The organism is Methanosarcina sp. DH1, from assembly GCF_020804205.1.
Classification (GTDB): Archaea; Halobacteriota; Methanosarcinia; order Methanosarcinales; family Methanosarcinaceae; genus Methanosarcina; species Methanosarcina vacuolata.
This window is the reverse complement of record NZ_WJBJ01000019.1, coordinates 261,200-280,928: the sequence shown is the minus strand read 5'-3', so window position 1 is coordinate 280,928 and position 19,729 is coordinate 261,200. Positions and strand designations below refer to the sequence as shown.

At 41.2% G+C, this 19,729-nt stretch carries 12 protein-coding genes; 1 reads left to right on the top strand and 11 read right to left on the bottom strand.

Annotated elements, in window-relative coordinates:
- Nucleotides 1-1,152: 1,152 nt before the first annotated feature.
- The 4 genes from FXW07_RS10105 to larE form a co-directional block, all read right to left on the bottom strand.
- The gene (locus FXW07_RS10105) at nt 1,153-2,814 is read right to left on the bottom strand and encodes a PKD domain-containing protein (RefSeq protein WP_346655642.1); all 1,662 of its coding nucleotides are present in this window, start codon (nt 2,812-2,814) and stop codon (nt 1,153-1,155) included.
- 421 nt (nt 2,815-3,235) lie between these two features.
- A complete protein-coding gene (locus tag FXW07_RS10100; RefSeq protein ID WP_229395312.1) occupies nt 3,236-4,852 on the bottom strand; it encodes a PKD domain-containing protein in 1,617 nt (538 codons plus the stop codon).
- Between the two features lie 872 nt (nt 4,853-5,724).
- Nucleotides 5,725-6,165 carry a GNAT family N-acetyltransferase gene (locus tag FXW07_RS10095; RefSeq protein WP_229395311.1) on the bottom strand — a complete coding sequence of 147 codons (441 nt, stop codon included), beginning with the start codon at nt 6,163-6,165 and terminating at the stop codon, nt 5,725-5,727.
- 144 nt (nt 6,166-6,309) lie between these two features.
- Nucleotides 6,310-7,128: an ATP-dependent sacrificial sulfur transferase LarE gene (gene larE / locus FXW07_RS10090; RefSeq protein WP_229395310.1), complete on the bottom strand. Its 819-nt coding sequence runs from the start codon at nt 7,126-7,128 to the stop codon at nt 6,310-6,312.
- A gap of 280 nt (nt 7,129-7,408) precedes the next feature.
- On the opposite strand from larE, the gene glmM reads away from it, so the two are divergent.
- Nucleotides 7,409-8,767, top strand: coding sequence for a phosphoglucosamine mutase (gene glmM, locus FXW07_RS10085; RefSeq protein ID WP_229395309.1), 1,359 nt, complete (start codon nt 7,409-7,411; stop codon nt 8,765-8,767).
- 872 nt (nt 8,768-9,639) lie between these two features.
- On the opposite strand, the gene FXW07_RS10080 is transcribed toward glmM, so the two are convergent.
- The 7 genes from FXW07_RS10080 to acnA form a co-directional block, all read right to left on the bottom strand.
- Nucleotides 9,640-10,773, bottom strand: a complete 1,134-nt coding sequence (locus FXW07_RS10080; protein ID WP_229395308.1) for a TIGR04013 family B12-binding domain/radical SAM domain-containing protein — start codon at nt 10,771-10,773, stop codon at nt 9,640-9,642.
- A gap of 35 nt (nt 10,774-10,808) precedes the next feature.
- A complete protein-coding gene (locus tag FXW07_RS10075) occupies nt 10,809-11,942 on the bottom strand; it encodes a site-2 protease family protein (RefSeq protein WP_229395307.1) in 1,134 nt (377 codons plus the stop codon).
- Nucleotides 11,943-12,146: 204 nt separating this feature from the next.
- A complete protein-coding gene (locus FXW07_RS10070) occupies nt 12,147-12,590 on the bottom strand; it encodes a DUF126 domain-containing protein (RefSeq protein WP_229395306.1) in 444 nt (147 codons plus the stop codon).
- Nucleotides 12,577-13,794, bottom strand: coding sequence for an aconitase X (locus tag FXW07_RS10065; RefSeq protein WP_229395305.1), 1,218 nt, complete (start codon nt 13,792-13,794; stop codon nt 12,577-12,579). Before FXW07_RS10065 ends, FXW07_RS10070 begins: the two co-directional genes overlap by 14 nt.
- 69 nt (nt 13,795-13,863) lie before the next feature.
- The gene (locus tag FXW07_RS10060) at nt 13,864-15,129 is read right to left on the bottom strand and encodes a UbiD family decarboxylase (protein WP_229395304.1); all 1,266 of its coding nucleotides are present in this window, start codon (nt 15,127-15,129) and stop codon (nt 13,864-13,866) included.
- Between the two features lie 190 nt (nt 15,130-15,319).
- Nucleotides 15,320-16,387, bottom strand: coding sequence for a citrate/2-methylcitrate synthase (locus tag FXW07_RS10055; protein WP_229395303.1), 1,068 nt, complete (start codon nt 16,385-16,387; stop codon nt 15,320-15,322).
- Between the two features lie 425 nt (nt 16,388-16,812).
- Complete coding sequence (acnA, locus tag FXW07_RS10050) at nt 16,813-19,617, bottom strand: aconitate hydratase AcnA (protein ID WP_229395302.1); 2,805 nt, start codon at nt 19,615-19,617, stop codon at nt 16,813-16,815.
- Nucleotides 19,618-19,729 lie beyond the last annotated feature (112 nt).

Here is a 19,729-nt window from a genome sequence, read left to right as displayed (position 1 = left end):
ATTTTTCTTAAGTTTTTCGGGTTTAATAACTCCTTAAACAGTCAGTTACTTAAACCGCATTTAAAATAACGGCCTTCAAATAGATAAAAAGGAATAAAGCTCCTGTTCTTCAGTTTGATATTTTACTATTTAATTTACAGCAAAACAAAAAACAGAAGTTTGTCAGCGTAACCTAATAACTCTGAATAATCTTATTATAATTCTGTATTTAAGATTTCAGAGGTTTCCTGTAAAAAATGATTATAGATTCCACAGTAGTTTTTATCCAATGTTTTTGTACATGTGTAAGAATCATCTTTATACCCAGCACACCTCGATCTGTATTCACATTTATTGTGAAGCAGATTTGTTGTCCCAAAAGCTATGTTAAAAAATTTCATATATTAATATATACTTTTTACATATTTAAATTTATCAAACCGTATCAGGATATGGAACATCTCGTCTCAAGCTGTCTCAAAACCCAAGCCATTTTTACTACAGATTAACCTTATAGTCAAATATAATATCTCAATTGTAGAATCGAGTTCATATTTGAGACAGTCTATATGATAATTTTCACTTTATTATGTATCGGTTTTACGACTCTATCCTAAAATCTGTTTTATACTGAATCATCAAGAATTTTCAGGCTCATTTTCCATGATCATATATTCGACTAACTGTTCCAAATTTGAGGTTCAAAAATCAAATTGTGAGTTTCGATATAGATTCATGTATAAGTGTTCCACTTATTTTTATATGTTGCATTGTGATATATTTTTTAATATAATATGCTTATTTTTTGGAGAATTTGAGATTTCGCCTGCTGCTGGCTATACTATCGCTAGAAAACCGAATAAATATAAAAATTTTTGTGATTGAAATCCCAACCATGTTCAATAGTTATCAAATGAATGTTGAGTTTATATAAAAATACCTTGTGACTTTTTAATATTATAGATGTTGACACAAAAAAATAAGAGAATAGCTGAGACTATCTCAAGTTGGTTAAAAATAAATTAAAGAATTGAATTTAAGATCAATTAGTGAAAAATTATTAAAAAATTTCAAATCTGACAAAAGGATTACTTTCGCCTTTTTGTCAGATTTGATCGATGATCATACATATCCTTTTAACCTTGGTCTTTTTTCGTTTTTCAATTTAAGTGTTTATTTGCTTTCAGAGTATATACCGGGTCTTGTATTTGTTGTCACTTTTATGTAATTTGTTTTTGTTACAGTACTGCTGCCTGCCGCATTGCTTACTGTAAGTGTAATCTTATATTTTCCTTCCTGTAAATACTGATGTTTTGGATTTTGCTGAGTTGAAGTCTTTCCGTCTCCAAAACTCCATTTCCATTTAGTTGGTATTCCCGTACTTTTATCAGTAAAAGCAACATTTAATGGTGCTTTTCCTGTGGTTGGAGAGGCAGAAAATGAAGCAACCGGCTTTGTTACTACTTTTATATAATCTTTTTTTGTTACCGTGTTACTGCCCGCAGCATTCTTTACTGTCAAGCTGACTGTATATTTTCCTACTTTGGAATACTTATGCGTTGGGTTCTGCTTGGTTGACGTTGTTCCGTCTCCAAAAGTCCACTTCCATGACGTTGGCGATCCTATACTTTTATCAGTAAAGGTTACAGTTAATGGGGCCTTTCCTGTAGTTGGAGATGCAGAGAAAGCAGCCGAATTGAGAGTACCCATATAGACATCAGCATTTCCGTTACGCATATCTGTCCATACTATCCTGTCGCCGTAGATCTCGGGATCGTACTGATCTGATTTCTCTGTAGTGTGACATTCCTGGCCAGTGGCTAGATCGTACACATAGATATCCCAATTTCCGTTGCCGTCATTCCATGTTATCTTATCACCATAAATTGTAGGATAGTATGAATCCGATGGATTGGTGGTGATCTGAGTTTCCTTTTCAGTAGAAAGATCGTACATATAGATATCCCAATTTCCGTTGCGTGAATCCATCCACACTATCCTGTCCCCATAGATCTCGGGATCGTACTGATCTGATTCGTAGGTGGTAATCCGAGTTTCCTTTTGAGTGGAAAGATCATACATGTAGATATCGGAAAATTCATTGCGATAATCTTCCCATACTATCTTGTTACCGTATATTGCAGGATAATATGAGCATCCATTGTTGGTTATCATTTTTTCCTTTTTGGTGGAAATGTCGTACACACAGATATCATACCAATCGGAGAAGTCACCGTAGGGACAAGCTATCCAGACAATCTTATCACCATAGATTGAAGGATTCCAGAGATACCCTTCATTGTTTGTGATTTGAGTTTCTTTTTTAGTAGAAAGATCATACATGTAAATGTCAGAGGTTCCACTGATATCCTCAGGATTTCTATTACGCTCATCTACCCATACTATCCTGTTACCGTAGATATATGGAAAGTACTGATTTGATTCATTGGTAGTGATCTGAGTTTCCTTTTTAGTAGAAAGATCGTACATGTAGATATCCCAGTTTCCACTGCGATTGTCATGCCACACGATCTTGTTATCATAAAGAATTGGGTGCCACTGTTCTGATTTATCGGTAGTAATTTGAGTTTCAGTGATCTTGAGCCCAGCAGGTTGTATAGATTCCGAGGCTGTATCAGTTACTTCTGTAGATAATTCATTTAAAACAACTTTGTCATCGGAAGAAGCTCCGGATCCAACTGTGATTGCTGGTGTGATGAAGCTGTGAAGATCTTTTTCAGGAAGCCCCGATGCCGTAGATGAGACAAAAATCAAAAATAAAATAATAAACGTTGAAACTAAAGCTATTGAGTACGCTTTTTCTCTCTTTATCACTTATTCGTCCTCTTTTCCATTTATTTTAATGATGATTATTCTCCAGGGTTGTCGAAATAGAATATTGATTCTGCTTGCAATTGGCTACAGTAGCTAGAAAATCTGAAAATATCAAAAATTTATTTCTTAAGCGCTTAGATATTTTCAATTGTTGTCAAAAGAATGTCAAATACTTATATAAAAATACTTTGGACTTTTGATTATTAGATGCTTTGACAGAAAAAGTGAGGAGAAGACAGAAAACATCTCAAATTAGCTTAAAGAAGTTAAAAGGCTGGATTTTAAGATCAATATTGAAAATTGTAAAAAAGAATTTTCAAATCTGACAAAATGATTACTTTTGCCTTTTTGCCAGATTTGATCGATATTCCTACCTAACCCTTAGACCTAATCTTTTTACTCACTTTTCAGTTTAAAATATTCATCTTTTGGAAACCGTAATGTATCCAGAAACAGTTTTGGTATTACTGCCTTTTGCATTCTTAACTGTTAAGCTGACAGTATATTTTCCGGCTTTACTATATTTGTGTGCAGGACTCTTGGATGTTGAATACGTTCCATCTCCGAAACTCCATTTCCAGGAAGTCGGACTATTGGCACTTTTATCAGTAAACTGCACCTTCAGTGGGGCTTTTCCTGATCGAGGAGAAGCTGAAAAAGCAGCAACTGGCGCTTTCAACGCATTTACAACAATATAGTTCTTTATTGTTTTCGTGTTGCTTCCTGCAGCATTCTTTACTGTTAAGCTGACAGTATATTTTCCGGCTTTACTGTATGTGTATGAAGGATTCTTGGATGTTGAAGTTTTTCCATCTCCAAAGCTCCATTTCCACGAAGTTGGAGAGCCTGTACTTTTGTCAGTAAATTTTACTTTCAGTGGAGCGTTTCCTGAGGTTGGAGATGCAGAAAATGCAGCAACTGGAGAGGTTGAAAGAGTACCCATGTAAATATCAGCATTTCCATTGCGCATATCTGTCCATACTATCCTGTCGCCGTAGATATCTGGATTGTACTGGTTTGATTTATCAGTAGTATGACTTTCCTGGCGAGTGGCTAAATCGTACACATAGATATCCCAATTTCCATTGCGATCATCCTCCCAGACTATCCTGTCACCGTAGATTTTTGGAGAATACGAAGCTGATGGATTGGTGGTTATTCTTTTTTCCTTTTTAGTGGAAATGTCGTACATGTAGATATCAGCGTTTTCATTGCGCCAATCCGTCCACACTATCCTGTTACCATAGATTGCAGGAGAGTTTGCGAGTCCGTTATTGGTAATTTGAGTTTGCTTTTTAGTAGAGAGATCGTACATGTAGATATTGCTAAGTCCAGCGTTATTGTCTTCCCACACAATCCTGTTACCGTAGATAGCAGGAGAATATGCTTGGGCAGCTATCATTTGTTCCTTTTTAGTGGAAATGTCATACATATAAATATTGTAACCTTCGTAGTCTTCACCCGGATAACCTGTCCAGACAATTTTGTTACCGTAAATTGCAGGATCCCAGTTAGCTACTTCATTAGTGATTATACGAGTTTGTTTTTTATTAGAAAGATCTTCCAGATAGATCTCAGTCTTTCCGTTACGCTCATCTGTCCACACAATCTTGTTACCGTAGATGTCTGGAGAATACTGATTTGATTTATTGAGAGTAGAGATTTCCTTTTTAGTAGAAAGGTCATATATGTAAATATCCCAGTTTCCATTACGATAATCTTCCCACGCAATTTTGTTACCATCGATAACAGGGGAATACTGCTCTGCTGCATTGGTGGTGATACGCTTTTCAGTGATCTTGGGTGCGGCAGAAGGTTGTATAGATTCCGTGGCTGTATCGTTTTCTTCTGTAGATAACTCATCGGACAGAATCTGGTCATCTGAGGAATCACCTGCTCCACTGCTGATCTCCGGTGGAGCAACGGTTCGCTGATTTTGTTCAGGAGCCGCCGATGCTGCAGTTGAAATAAAAAGCAAAAATAAAATTAGAAACGTTGAAGCTAAAGCTATTGAATACACTTTTTCTTTCTTTTTCATTTGTCCTTTCTCTCCCATCTTTTTCATTTATTTTAGTGCTTATTATCCCCCAGAGTTGTCGAAATTGAGTACTGATAAATCTGTCATTGATTTTACTTGCAACTGGTCACTATTGCTAGACAATCCGGAGAACATTGAGTACTTATTGAGCTGAGACTACAACTCAAAATTACTTTTTTAGATCGCATTTTGTAAGTGAGCCAATCCCTAAACTCAAAATTGCATATCTGAATTTTCAAAAACCAAATAACCAATCGAATTTCCAATCGTGAAAAGGTTCTGAAATTTTTGATATGATAAATAAAATTAGTTTTGGGACGAACTCAGTAACTAATCGAGCTTTGAGATTTTTGGGTTCCAATCGTTAGTTTTCACACCCGATTGAAGTCCAAACATTACAACTTATTAACATCTATATAATTTGTATTACCAAAGTATCTAACAATTAGCACTTTATGCTCAGTTCCAAAATATAGTATTATGGCAACTTAATTATCAAGCATAATTTTAGATAGTTTTTCGTTAATAGATAGCGATTTAGAGTTAAAATATGTTTAATAACTAAATTTTCAAAATACTAGTGGTTTTTGTATATCTTTATAGTGTTTTTAAACTCTCAGCAAGGCGTTTTAATCCCTTTTTATAATTAATGAAGAAAGCTATGAATGTCCTTAAATAGAATACAGTTGAAATCTTTTTAATTCCTTTTGAACTCGTCAAAATTAGGTACTAACCCGGCAACAGTTAACTCATCAATTTAAAATTCCGAATATGAAAAAAAACTCTTGTTTTCTCGAGTTGCCTAACAGAGAATATGGATATTGTGTCCGGAAAATCTGGAGTGGAGGTTTAACAATTGAGTTGGAAGTTTATCACTTACAAGAATACTTCATTGCATGCTGCGTGCACTTTTCAAAATGCTCACAATTTTCACAATCTTTCCAGAGGGATAACTTTTCAGAATTTTCTACTTTTTTAAAATTTAGTTTTTCAAAAAAGATGGGGGCAGTTGTCCTGACATACAAGTCGCAGCATGAGCCCCCAGTAGTTGTTAGAAGATACTTAACAAGCCTGGTTCCAACACCTTTTCCCCGGAAGTTCGGATGGACTGCAATAGAATGAATCTCCAGGAAATTATTACCGTGGAATTCGGATTTTATAAGGGCAGCACATCCTGTAATTTTTCCATCGATTTCAGCCAGCACAAAATCTTCCGGTGCAAGTCCTTCCATGTCAAGAAAGTAAGTTGACAGTAACCTTTGAATTGCCAGCAGGTCAGATTTTCTGGCTTTTCGAATGCAGATATCTCTCATAATTTTCCTTATTTTCCGTAGTTGTTTTCTTGTAGTCAGGCTTTCTTCATCTGGTAGTCAGATTTTCTTCATCTGGCAGTCAGGCTTTCTTCATCTGGTAGTCAGACTTTCTTCATCTGGTAGTCAGTTTTCTTCATCTGGTAATCAAGCTTTCTTCAAGGTATAAGGTTCATCCATGCTCCCGCTCCGAAAGCCCTCAAGATCAAGAGTTACGTAGTCAAAGCCCAGGGATTTCAAATGACGCGAAATTTTCTCTCTTTTCCGCAAAGCATGTTCAAATTCACTTTGAATAACTTCTATACGGGCTAAATTTTCGTGCATTCTGACTCGGAACTGAGTAAAACCCAGGGAAAAAAGAAATTCTTCAGCTTTTTCGATTTTCTGGAGAGCCTCTGCCGTGATTGGTTGTCCGTAGGGAATTCGGGTGGCAAGGCAGGCTGCAGACGGCCTGCTGGCTGCTGAAAGAGAAAGTTCAGAAGCGAACTCCCTGATTTCTTCCTTTGTCACGTTAAAGTCCACAAAAGGAGAAAAGACCATTTCTCCGGCTTCCTGGACCGCCCTGTATCCCGGACGGTTTTCCCCGTGTATTTCAGAGGAATTAGTGCCCTCAAGTACAGCATTATATCCCGATTTTTCCGCGAAATCCAGCAGGGCTTCAAGCAGCGCTTTTTTACAGAAATAGCACCTGTTTAGTGTATTTGCGGAAAAATAAGGAAGGCTCAACTGAGAGAAAGAGAGTATTTTGTGCTCAATCCCGATCTCACAGGCTGTCTTGACAGCTATTTCAAGTTGTGTCCTTGGAAAAAGTGGAGAATTTATTGTTACGGCAAGAGCTCTTTCTCCAAGTACCTCAAAAGCAAAGGCTGCAAGAGTAGCACTGTCCACCCCTCCTGAAAATGCAATGACTGCACTTTCTCTGGCTTTTATAGCTTCCTTTATCAGTTCTATCTTTTCACTGGCCATTAATAACGGGTTTTTAGCTAATAAGATATATGTATTTGCCAGCCCTATAATCAGATAATTTGAAACAGCCGATAGAGAAGATTTATGGATTTACTAATGGATACTATTTTTAAGTTTGAGGATCTTCTCAAAATAGAGGCATTTTGAAATCATTGTAGTGTTTTTATTACCAGAGCTTCGTTCCATATCAGAGCTCTATTTATTATAATAATTCAAAGTAAAGAGTAAATTTGCCTGAACGACAGAATTTTCATTCAAATTATAAAGACGGAGATCTTACATGGCATTATTCGGAACTAATGGTGTACGTGGTATCGCCAATGAATATATAAATCCAGAACTGGCAGTCAATTTAGCCAGAAGCCTTGGTACATATATGGGTTCAAAAGGCACGGTTGCTATAGGCTGTGATACCCGGATTTCAGGTCAGATGCTGAAGTCTGCCGCAATTGCCGGGGCTCTTTCAACAGGTCTGAATGTAATTGACGTGGGAACTCTCCCTACTCCTTCTATTCAATACTATGTGCGTGATTATGCCGATGCAGGAATCGTTATTACTGCGTCTCACAACCCAAGACAATATAACGGAATCAAATTAATTGCTGGAGATGGTACGGAGTTTCCCAGGGATGGAGAAAAAGATATAGAAAAAATTTACTTATCTGGAAAATATTCCATTGTATCCTGGGAGAAAACCGGCAGTTTCAGAGTCGATCCAGGAGTCAATGACTATTATATCAGAAATATTATTAACGCAGTAGATGCCGAAAAGATTCGCAGCCGCAAACTCAAAGTAGTCATTGATACAGGTTCCGGAGCAGGTTCGCTTACTCTCCCCTTCCTGCTCAGAGAACTGGGCTGCAATGTGCTGACTCTTGGAGCTCAGCCCGATGGAACCTTCCCCTGGCGAAATCCCGAACCCATTCCTGATGCTTTAACCGAGCTCTCCGAACTTGTGAAAATGACCGGGGCCGATCTCGGAGCAGCTCACGATGGGGACGCAGATAGAATAGTCTTTATGGATGAAAATGGCGAGTTTTTAAATGAAGAAGTTCTGCTTGCCATGATGGCAAAATATATGCTTGAACGCGAAAAAGGTCCTATAGTAACTCCTGTTAGCTCCTCACAGCGGATGGCTGATGTAGCAAAAGAAGAAGGAGTCGAGCTTTACTGGACAGCAGTTGGCTCCATCAACGTCGCCAGGAAGATGATGGAAGTAAATGCAGTATTCGGAGGCGAGGGCAATGGAGGCCTTATTTTCCCCAAACATCAGTATTGCAGGGATGGAGCAATGGCCTGTGCCAAAATCCTTGAAATCCTGGCTGGTGGGAAAAAGCTTTCCGAGCTTGCTAAGAGTGTACCTCAGTACTTCAACGCAAAAACCAAAGTTCCTTCTGTAAACACGCAAGCTACGATGGAAGGAGTAAAATATGAAGCTTCAGGCCTAGGGCTTAAAATGGACACCATCGACGGAGTCAAAATCCGGTACGAAGACGGCTGGGTCCTTATCCGTCCCTCGGGCACGGAACCGATTTTCCGAATCTTTGCCGAAGCAAAGAAGCAAGAACGGGCCGAAGAACTCATGCAGGAAGGCCTGCAAATGGTCATAAGAGCAGAAAAAGCTTCAACTCCCAAATAAGTCCCGAATCTCCTGGGACTTCCACTCAAACATTTTTTCAAAATGGTTGTCCCACAACCGTTGCGCCGGTTGATCACGCCGATAGGGTTTGGGGATAAGGTCCTCAAACCCAAATTTTTTCCGGGTTTTCGGTCAAGCCGTTTTTGAAAAGGGTTGCGTTCAAGCCTTTTTTGAAAAGGGTTGTGATCACGCCGGAGAGGGGCTGGGATAAAGTCCTTAAACTCAAACTTTGAGCAGTTTTTGCTCAAACTTTTTTAAAAGACTTACACCACTTTGAGCTTTGGTTAAGCTTTCTCCGGGAAGGTTGCAGAACTCAGATGAGTATTTTATTTAATTGGTATGCTTTATTTAGAGATTAGTAGCAACAAATTATAAATACATTAATCACTTTATTACATATGGGACTAAAAATGAACGGTCCTAAGTTATAGAAGTGTGTCAGTATAAGAGCCTCCTAAGCTCAAAGAGTATCTATTCTAAACTGGAAATGTAGTAAAAGCTCTAAGTATTGTTTGATTAAAAGAACAGCCGGTAGTACAAGATCAATCGAAAGTGCAAGACCAACAAATAAATTTACAAATAAATTTGAAAATTGCAGACTCTGTCAAAATGAAACTAAATAAAGCCTATTCAAAAAATTAAATGTGGAATGAAGCTATGGACTAGAACTCGAATTCAAGTTATGGAGTTGATAGGAGAAAGATAGAAGAAAGATAGCAACAGAACCAGAGTAGATAACATGTGCGTAAATCTCAAAAATAAATAAATTGTGCTCAACGTCTCAGGGAATTTACGAATCCAGAACAATAAGATTTGGTTTCAAAGCCGGTAACGAAATCCGTATATCGACCTTCAACCTTATCCCTCTAATTTTACTTTTTATCAAATTTTCGGTGTTTTTCCCAGTATCCTGTAAGTTTGCCCCCAAGGGCAAGTTTTCCAAGCTCTCGCCTGACCCTATCGCTAACTTCTGAGGGAACAGCCGATGCATATGGAGTTCCCGGCAAAGGGGTCAGGTAATGGGCCCTTACAGTGCCTTCTTTCTTGCAGATCCAGCGGACAAGGTCAAGGCTTTTTTCCTGGTCCTCCTCAGTTTCGGTGGGAAGGCCAAAAATGAAATCAACAGCGGGAACAATTTCATGTTCCAGACAGCACTCAACTGCTGAAATACTGTCTCCAACAGTATGCCCTCTGCGGATCTCCTTTAGAATTCGGTCACTGCCGGACTGAGCTCCAAGGCTAAGACTATCGTTTGCGCAGTATTTTCTTACAAGTTCAACCGATTCATTGGTTACGAATTCTGGGCGCACTTCCGAAGGAAAAGTCCCGAAAAAGAGTTTCTTATCAGGCAGTTTATGAAGTGCAGAAAGCAATTTTTCCACCTTATCAAACCTGGGGTGAATTCCGTCACTGCCGTAACCAAAGGCATTGGAAGCTATAAAGCGGAGGTCATTATAGTACCCTGCATTTTTCACAATGGAATCTATGCTTCTGTGCCTGACTTCTCTTCCGAAAAGCCTGGGAGTCTGGCAGTACTTGCAGCCCCAGGGACATCCCCTGCTAATTTCAATAGGAGACCGGAGTTTATGAGGGTCAAAGCAGGGGTAGGAATCAAGGTTTACATATGGCCTTTTCGGAGTTATGGCAACCTTGCTTGTTTTTACATCCCTGTATGCAATGCCAGGTACTTTTCGTGGGTCTCCATTTTCCTGGATCGTTTTCACAAGTTCCGGAAGGGTTTCCTCTCCTTCCCCGATCACAACATAATCAAAGTATTCAAGTGTCTCTTCCGGAGCGCCGGATGGGTGAGGTCCTCCAGCAATAAAAATCGAATCCGTGCCTGCATTTTTCACTTCCATAAATACTTTTGCTGTCTGGCGCGTTGTAAAACTGTAGATCATGATCCCGTCTACGGGTCTGTCCACAAAACCGGCTTCAGGCAGTAAAGGCGAAAGGACTGCAAAGCTGTAAGAATTTTTCTTGCTGTACCGGAAGTGCACGTCCATTATTTTTTCTCCGTTTTTTAGAAATCCAGACTCTTTCAGGGAATTGGCTTAAAAGGTATCAGAGTAAAGCAGAGTAAGCCCAGGATAAAGGTAATGATCCCTATAAAAATGCGTTTTTTATCCAGTTCGACTTTATCGTGCAGGGGAGACGGATGCCCTACCGCAGCAAAAATCCAGAGGAAAAGGGCCCAGGAAATCCATATAAATCCGTCTTCCTTCAGCCAGTAAATTACATAAAGCCCTATCAGGAACAGGACACGCGGCATCATAAATGAAATTTTTTCCGCTTTCTTACCCAGCATAGCCCTCAGGATGTGCCCACCGTCAAGCTGCCCGGCAGGAAGGAGATTGAGCAGGGTAACAAACATTCCTACCCAGCCTGCAAAGGCCACGGGATGAAGGTTTTCTCCTGTAACTCCAACAAGGTTCTGGATAAACACGAAAAGTGGAGGCAGGCCAAGACCGAGCATCATAGACTCCGAAAGGGGATTTACTGCAGGCGCCTTAAGGTTAAGTCCAATTACAGTCACTGCGACCGACATGAACAGACCTACCAGTGGCCCTGCAACTCCAACATCAAAAAGCGCTTTTCGACTGGGTACAGGCCCTCTGTAGCGAATTAATGCTCCCATAGTGCCAATAAAAGTCGGAAAAGGAATGAAATACGGAAGAGATGCCTTCATTCCATGGTATCTGGCCATTACATAGTGAGCCATCTCATGAGAACCAAGAACTGTCATTATCGCAAGGGTAAATGGTAAGCCCCGGATAAGCTGGGAGGGATCGATTTCGAGGTCTGCTCCTGACATCCAGGCCCCGCAAACCATAGTTGTAAAAAAGGTTGCTATGAAAAGGACAAGGTTTATCCAGGTCTTTTCCTTTGCCTTCTTTTCAGGAGAAACCAGCAGTACATATTCCCCAAGCTCATACTTCAACGTATACCCAAACCCAAAATGCTGTAAAGGTTCCCAAAGTTCTCCTGTAACATTTTCGGAATTAGTTCTAGGGGTTCCATAGAAGTAAAGAGCTTCCCCGGAATTCTGGACCTCATAAACGTCGAATACCCTGGCTATGTAAGGATATAGACGCGAGACCGTTTCTTCGGCGTTGAATTTTCCCTTGCCTTTCTTATGGTTTTCCGGGTTCATTTTGGAGTTCCTGTGTCCCATCTTAAAACTTAATTTTTGGGTTTATCCATTCAATGTTATCAGTTAAATTTGATCAGTTAAATTTGATCAGTTAAATTTGATCAGTTAAATTTTATCTGTTCAGCTTTCAGGACTTAAATAACCTTTTTTCGTTTGCTGATTATGTTTCAGTTTCTTTTCAGCTTTCAGGAGTTAAATAACCTTTTTTCGTGTGCTGATTATTTTTCAGTTTTGCTCTTTTTCAGTTTTAATGGTTTCCTGTTTGAGAAGTTCAATATATCCTTTACTTCCGTTAACCAGAACAAGATCTCCATTATTTAATACTTCGTAAGGGTTTCTCTCAAGCATATCAACAAGTGGGATTTCGGAAATAATGGCTCCAACTGCAACTATGGGCTCGGTTTCCAGATTTATTATCGCTGAAGGGGCGACCCCATTTTTCTTCAGTTGATACATAACATACGAGCCAACTGTAGAGCCTTTGCCGTGTGGAAAAACAAGAACTTTATTCTGGATTGATTTTCCTTCAAGGACGTGATTCTCTTCAATTACAACCCCGGTTTTCGGGTCTACACTGCCAAGGAATGAAATGGGATCTCTGGAGAGCAGTACTTCCCCCTGTGCACATCCTCTTGAAATCGTCCTGCCTTTAAGTTTAATAGGAACCACCTGCCTTTTTTACTACCTTCTTTGCTACTTCGCCTACTGCTTCCTTGACACAGGCCTCCATACTTCCGTATACGGCTTCAGCTCCGCACATCCCCGGCACGTAAGCAAGCGCTTTTCCTGAGTTCACCATGACACAGGAATAGCTGTTGGTAGCAGGAGAAACTACCATGCAGGTGTCACAGACAACCTTAGCTCCACTTTTTTCAATGGTCCCGACATACTCAGGATAGCGCTTTGCAAGTTCCCTTGAAGTAAAAATCCAGAACTCTTTTGAAACTGTTTTTCCTCTCAGGAGTTCGGCTGCTTTTTCGAGCTCTGCTGCCGAGCAGTGAGGACACCCTATGGTTATCAATTCAGGCTCTTTGCAGGCTTTTTTCAGGCTCGCATAAACCTCGTCAAGCTGGCTTTTCTCAATAGTTATTTTTTCTGACGGCTCCTCAAAATCCACCCTGCGAATCTCAGGTGTGACTCCTTCAACGTGGTAAAGGGCAACTGCTCCTGACGCTGCCATTGCAGCTCCCAGCGCTTTTAACTCATCCGCATCCGGAGTACTCCTTAAATGAAAAACAGGCACCCTGCTCCCTGCAAGTTTCCCAGCTACATAACCGAGTGCACCATAATCCGATCCCTTCAGTGGATATTCTACATCAAATGAAATCTCAGGCACACGGTTTTCATCCAGATGGAATCCATAGTTTGCGGTTTTCCCAAGAAGTGCAGCAGAAAGGGCTGAAGGCCCACCTTCCCGGTTAGTCCTGGCCCCAAGTACGGAATTTGCATAGGAAACGGCTGATGATTCGCTCCATGCCAGGTGGTCACCGTAACCGACATCAAAACCCTCGAGATTATAAGGCGTACATGTACACTCACACCGAATTCCCAGTTTTTCGTATGCCTGGACAATCAATTTTTGTTTTTCCGCAAACTCGGGCGAGATCCTGAGCCTTTTCCAGTCTTGCAGATCCATCCCGGCAGGATTTAGAATCGCAGGAACCTTAACCTTCCCCTGCAGGTCTGAAATCCATTCAAGACCCGCATCGCCCATAGTTTTGTAAGAAACCCCTGCTATCTGGGCACTTTTGATGGGAATAAGCCCGTCTGCACCGTAAATATCCCCAAGGGCCACCAGGATTTCAATAGCTTGCCTTAGAGTCTCTCCGGCGTCTCCATTCAGGATTTGCTCTTCTTCTTTTGTAAGATACATTGAAATTCACTCGGTAATTACCAGATGCTTAAAATAATTTTTACTTATTATTCAGGAATTATTCAGGAATTATTCAGGAATTACTGCCCTTTCAAAATTTTCCTTTTCTACGAGCACTTTTGTAGCATCAATTCCCACTTTTGTGGTCGTTCCATCAGGAGCTCCTCGTGGGTCAAGGGAACTTCCCCGAACATTGGGGATAATCAAAATGTCCATATCCCCTTTTACCCTGGTAGCAATTGCAAATTCAACATCATTCGGATCAAAAATATTTATATCTTCGTCCACAACTACCACGTGCTTAAGGCTCGTATGAGCTGCAAAGGCTGCCATGATAGCGTTTTTCCCATCCCCTTCAGTCTGCTTCTCAATCTGAACAACTGCATGGAGATAACAGCATCCTCCTTCGGTCAATACCACGTTCTTGACTGTCGTAACCTCCCCTACGGATCTGTAAATCCTTGGCTCGTAAGGCACTCCCATCATCAGGAGATGTTCAGGGCCAGCTGGCAGAATTCCGTGATAAATCGGGTCTTTTCTATGGATAATTCGGGTGATATGGATAACAGGTTCTTTTCTTACCACATCATAGGTTCCGGTTATGTCTACAAAAGGCCCTTCATCAATCCTCTCTACAGGATCAATATAACCTTCAAGCACAATCTCCGCATGAGGAACTTTTACCCCGTTTGCACACTCAAAAAGCTCAATTGGAGCGCCTCTAAGGGCGGCTGCGTATTCAAATTCTTTTCCTACAGGAACCCTTGTCGAAGTCGCGTAAATAATTGTAGGGTCGCATCCAAGCACGATTGCAACAGGCAGAGGTTCACCTTTTTCGGTGGCTTTTTTATGCAGGAGATAGGTATGCCTTGGAGGAACCAGCCGGGATGCAAGTTTATCTTTTCCTGCTAGCATAAGCCGGTGGATAGAAGCATTAATCGTACCTCCGTATTCGGAAACCACAATTCCTGCAGTTATATAGGGAGCTCCATCTTTTTCAAAATGCGTGAGGATAGGAAGTTTTGTCAGATCGACCTGGTCTTCTATAACCTCAAGCGTTGGAGATTCTGACACCAGCTTCACTTCCCCTTCAGGAGAAACTTCCGAAAGCTTCTTTATAATCTCTTCTTTAGGGACTCCGAGCATGGAGGCCAGTTCATCCCTTGACCCAAGCAGGTTCATTATGACTTTTGAACCTGAAATATCATGGAAGAGAACGGGAGTTTTTGTGTTTTTTGCAATTTTTGAAGCTTCAAATCTCGGAGACACAGATTGGAATATTTCTACCAGTTTTCCATTTTCTTTTAACTGGTTGATAAAAGTTCTAAAACTCATGGGTATCTGGATATCAGAAAGCTGTCAGATGATAAAAAGATTATCTGACAAGTTTTTAAGAATAACTTGTAAAAAACTTGCCTGCAAGACTTTTTTAAAAAAGCTTGACCACAAACCTTTTCAAAAAAGGTTTGATCGAAAATCCGTAGCAGTGGTGGGAACCTTTTTAAAAAAGCCTGAAAAGGTCATCTTAACATTCATCAAGCATGAAAGCCCTGGGCCTTATGATTCTTTTCTTTTCGTACTGGTCAAAGCAGTGAGCGATCCAGCCTGAGACCCTGCCGATTGCGAAGATTGATGTTGCAAGTTGAGGGGGGATATCCATATACTTGTAAATAACTCCCGAGTAAAAATCAACGTTCGGATAAATTGGCTTTCCTTTCTTTTCTACGAGTTCGCGGACAACAGTGTTTTCTACTATTTCAGCAATATTGTACCAGTGCATATCCCCTTTTGCTTCTGCGAGTTGTTTAGCAAGCTGCTTGAATATCGTGCCTCTAGGATCATAAGTTTTGTAAACTCTATGTCCAAAGCCCATAATTTTTTCTTTTTTACTCAGCTTATCAAGGACATAACTCTCCGCGTTTTCGGGGCAAGTGATCTCTTCGATCATGGCTGTGACTTCTGCCCTTGCTCCCCCATGCAGAGGACCTTTAAGAGTGCAAAGCCCGGAAACAACAGCAGAATAGAGGTCTGAAAGAGTCGAAGCAGTAACTCTTGACGAAAAAGTAGAGGCATTTAGTTCGTGTTCGGCACTGAGGATGAAGTCTTTTTCCATGACCTCAGCTTCCAATTGAGTTGGTTTGTTTCCTCTTAACATATACAGGAAGTTAGCTCCATGGGATAGGGACGGATCGGGAGGAACAGGTTGGTTTCCGTTTGCGATTCTATAATACGCAGCAACTATGGTTGGTATCTTGGCAATTAACCTTATGGCTTTTCTCTTATTTCCTTCAGGAGAGCTGTCGTTGATATCCGGATCGAACTGTGATATAAAAGAAACGATTGTACGCAGCGCTTCTATAGCTTCAATGTTGAAATTGCACATATGGATAACGTCTATCGCCTCCCTGTTGACTTCACGCTCCCCATGCAGGCAGGCTGAATACTCGGCAAGTTCCTGATCTCCGGGGAGATCTCCGAGGATAAGCAGATAGGAAACGGCATCATAAGGAAGATCAACCAGCTTGTTAATGTCTATCTCCCTGTATTTCAGAATGCCTTCTAACCCATCAATGAAACAGATATTTTTACTCATTTTATACCTCACAGTTATGCCAAGAGGATTTTCAAAAAACTTTGAAGTTTGGGGAATCCTCTACTTATATGTGGAAAATTTAACGCAAAGGGTCTTACAAGACCCAAAAATAGGGTGACAATGCATTCCTATTATCGTTGAATAAGTATATTAAATTTGTTGAAATTATATTTCAGTACCATTATAATTATTTTTTTAATATTAAGGCTGCTACGGCCTTAAACCTCTAAGTTACATTAAAAATGAAATGTGCTCATTTCAGAATAAAGTTTTCCTTAAAAATGCCTGTAAAATTAAAAAACTCTTTATAAATCTCTTTCCGATCCTGGAAAAGAAAAAGGTTTCAAAAAAGCAGGAAGCTTTATGTAAAGCTTGCGAAACCTTCTCAAAAAGATTCTTTATTTAATTCCGGCATTTCTAACCTGTTATTTTTTCTTCACTGAATCCCGCAAGAACTTATGCAAAATTCCGCCGTTCAGGTAATACTCAACTTCCACAGCAGAATCCAGCCTCAAAGTTACCTGAAACTGCACTTCATTACCATTTTCGTCCTTTGCACTTACAGTGAGATTTCCGTGGGGTTCCATGTATTCAATGCCCAGAATATCATAGCTTTCCTTTCCTGTGAGGCCCAGGATATCGGCATTTTCACCTTCTTTAAACTGCAATGGAAGAACTCCCATGCCGACAAGGTTACTTCTGTGAATACGCTCGAAAGACTCGGCAATAACTGCTTTAACTCCAAGCAGGAACGTACCTTTTGCTGCCCAGTCCCTGGAACTGCCTGTCCCGTATTCCTTTCCTGCGAGAACGATAAGAGGAATGTTATTTTCTGCATAAAGCATAGCTGCATCATAAATCGGGATTCCTCCGCAAGTGTCCTCTGGGAAGTCTTCTTTTCTGGAATGGTATACGGTCCATCCTCCTTCCCTGTCCACGAGCCTGTTCCTGAGTCGAATATTCCCAAAGGTTCCACGCATCATTACCTCATGGTTACCCCTCCTGGACCCATAAGAATTGAAATCTTCAGGGCTCACACCCCAGGAAATCAGGTACCTGCCTGCAGGACCATCTGAAGGAATGTCCCCTGCAGGGGAAATATGGTCCGTGGTAATGCTGTCTCCAAAAAGAGCCAGAACTCTTGCATTCTTTATATCCGCAGGCGAAGGTGGAGCAGGCGGGAAGTCCATAAAATAAGGTGGTTCCTGAATATATGTGGACATAGAGTTCCAATCATAGAGGGTGCCTGTCGGGGCTTCCAGCTCTTTCCAGCGTTTGGGACCCTCTAGAGCACTCGAGTATTCTTTTTCGAACATTGAAGGTTTGATGCTGTTCTTTTCAGCGTCCCTTATTTCTTCTTCTGCAGGCCAGATTTCCTTGAGGTAAACAGGGCGTCCGTTGGGATCATAAGCAAGAGGATCGGTTTCAAGGTTGATGTTCACGGTACCTGCGATTGCATAGGCCACAACAAGAGGCGGAGAAGCAAGGAAGTTTGCTCTGACAAGCGGGTTAATCCGCCCTTCGAAGTTTCGGTTTCCACTGAGTACGGCTGCGACAGTAAGGTCATTTTCCTTAATTTCTTTTGAAACTTTTTCAGGTAAAGGCCCACTGTTTCCGATACAGGTTGTACAACCATAACCAACCTGGTGGAAACCAAGTGCTTCGAGATAGGGCAAAAGTCCTGCCGTTCTCAAATATTCCGTAGCTACTCTTGAGCCTGGGGAAAGGCTTGTTTTTACAAAAGGTTTGACATGAAGGCCCTTTTCTACAGCCTTTTTGGCGAGCAGTCCGGCTCCTATTAAAACTGAAGGGTTTGAGGTATTGGTACAGGAAGTAATTGCTGCAATCACTACGGAGCCATGTGTTACCCTGAAAGCCTTTTCCGAAGATTTCTTTATTTTCTCTTCGGCACCGAGAATTTCAGGTCCCTCTAAAGGTTTCCCTCCGTCTTCTGTCCAGCGCTGGTAAGCAGGGTCCTGGGAAAGTTCAAGCCCTGACTCTTTCTTTCGGATAAAGGTCTGCTGCATAGTTTCACGGTAATTTTCAGGCACCTCACTCAAGAAAAGCTGGTCCTGAGGACGCTTCGGGCCCGCAAGACAGGGCTTTACCGTGCTCATATCAAGTTCCAGAGTAGTGCTGAAAACGGGATCAGGTTCCTGAGACGAATAGAAAAGGCCCTGGGCTTCCAGATACTTTTTGACAAGGTTAACCTGCTCTTCACTTCTGCCAGTTCTCCTCAGGTAGTCGAGCGTCTCTGCATCAGGCGGGAAAATTCCAAGGGTTGCACCATATTCAGGTGCCATGTTGGAAATCGTTGCCCTGTCCGGAAGACTCAGTGAATTTAACCCGGGCCCATAAAATTCCACGAATTTGCCGACAACTCCCTCTTTTCTAAGCATCTTCGTAATTGTCAGGACAAGATCGGTGGCAGTGACTCCAGGTGCAGTTTTTCCATAAAGCTTGAAGCCCACTACCTGAGGCACAGGCATATAATAAGGCTGCCCGAGCATTACGGCTTCAGCTTCTATGCCTCCGACTCCCCAGCCGAGTACTCCAATTCCGTTAATCATTGTAGTATGGGAGTCTGTCCCTACAAGAGTATCAGGGAATGCAGACAACTCACCGTCTTTCTCTTTAAGGTGCACAAGTGGAGTCAGATATTCAAGGTTCACCTGATGGATAATTCCCCTTCCGGGGGGCACGACTCTGAAATTGTCAAAAGCTTTCTGGGCCCAGCGAAGGACGGAATAACGTTCCGTGTTGCGTTCAAATTCCTTTTTCTCGTTTTCCTCTAGGGCATATGCCGTGCCGTAGGAGTCCACCTGGACCGAGTGGTCAATAACAAGATCAGCAGGAATTACAGGGTTTATTTTTGCGGGATTGCCTCCGAGGCGCTGCATTGCCGAGCGGAGAGCTGCCAGGTCTACTACAGCCGGAACGCCTGTAAAGTCCTGCATTATTACCCTTGATGGGATGAACGGAATATCCCTGTCACTTATATTTTCAGGACTCCAGCGGGCAAGAGCCTCCACATCCTCAGCCGTTATTATATGCTTTTCAGTATCTGCATGCCTTAGCAGAGATTCCAGCAGGATCCTTATGGAGTAAGGAAGAAGGGAAATTCCTTCATAGCCCTTTTCTTCCAGTTTGCCCAATCTGTAAATCGTAGCTGTTCCGGCAGCTGTTTCAATAGTGTCTCTGACCCCAAATGGGTCCGGCCCTTCTCTCATGTATTTCTTACCTCCAGCAAAAATATGAAATTAAAATTATGATATTATAGATATTTTCTTTATCGTATGTATCTCTTTATTGTGTGAAAGCCCCATCTTATCTTCAGACTAT

Excerpts from the sequence above, each read along its gene's own strand:
- FXW07_RS10100 (WP_229395312.1), bottom strand. The coding sequence starts at position 4,852 with ATGAAAAAGAAAGAAAAAGTGTATTCAATAGCTTTAGCTTCAACGTTT.
- FXW07_RS10095 (WP_229395311.1), bottom strand. The coding sequence starts at position 6,165 with ATGAGAGATATCTGCATTCGAAAAGCCAGAAAATCTGACCTGCTGGCA.
- larE (WP_229395310.1), bottom strand. The coding sequence starts at position 7,128 with ATGGCCAGTGAAAAGATAGAACTGATAAAGGAAGCTATAAAAGCCAGA.
- glmM (WP_229395309.1), top strand. The coding sequence starts at position 7,409 with ATGGCATTATTCGGAACTAATGGTGTACGTGGTATCGCCAATGAATAT.
- FXW07_RS10080 (WP_229395308.1), bottom strand. The coding sequence starts at position 10,773 with ATGGACGTGCACTTCCGGTACAGCAAGAAAAATTCTTACAGCTTTGCA.
- FXW07_RS10075 (WP_229395307.1), bottom strand. The coding sequence starts at position 11,942 with ATGGGACACAGGAACTCCAAAATGAACCCGGAAAACCATAAGAAAGGC.
- FXW07_RS10065 (WP_229395305.1), bottom strand. The coding sequence starts at position 13,794 with ATGTATCTTACAAAAGAAGAAGAGCAAATCCTGAATGGAGACGCCGGA.
- FXW07_RS10060 (WP_229395304.1), bottom strand. The coding sequence starts at position 15,129 with ATGAGTTTTAGAACTTTTATCAACCAGTTAAAAGAAAATGGAAAACTG.
- FXW07_RS10055 (WP_229395303.1), bottom strand. The coding sequence starts at position 16,387 with ATGAGTAAAAATATCTGTTTCATTGATGGGTTAGAAGGCATTCTGAAA.
- acnA (WP_229395302.1), bottom strand. The coding sequence starts at position 19,617 with ATGAGAGAAGGGCCGGACCCATTTGGGGTCAGAGACACTATTGAAACA.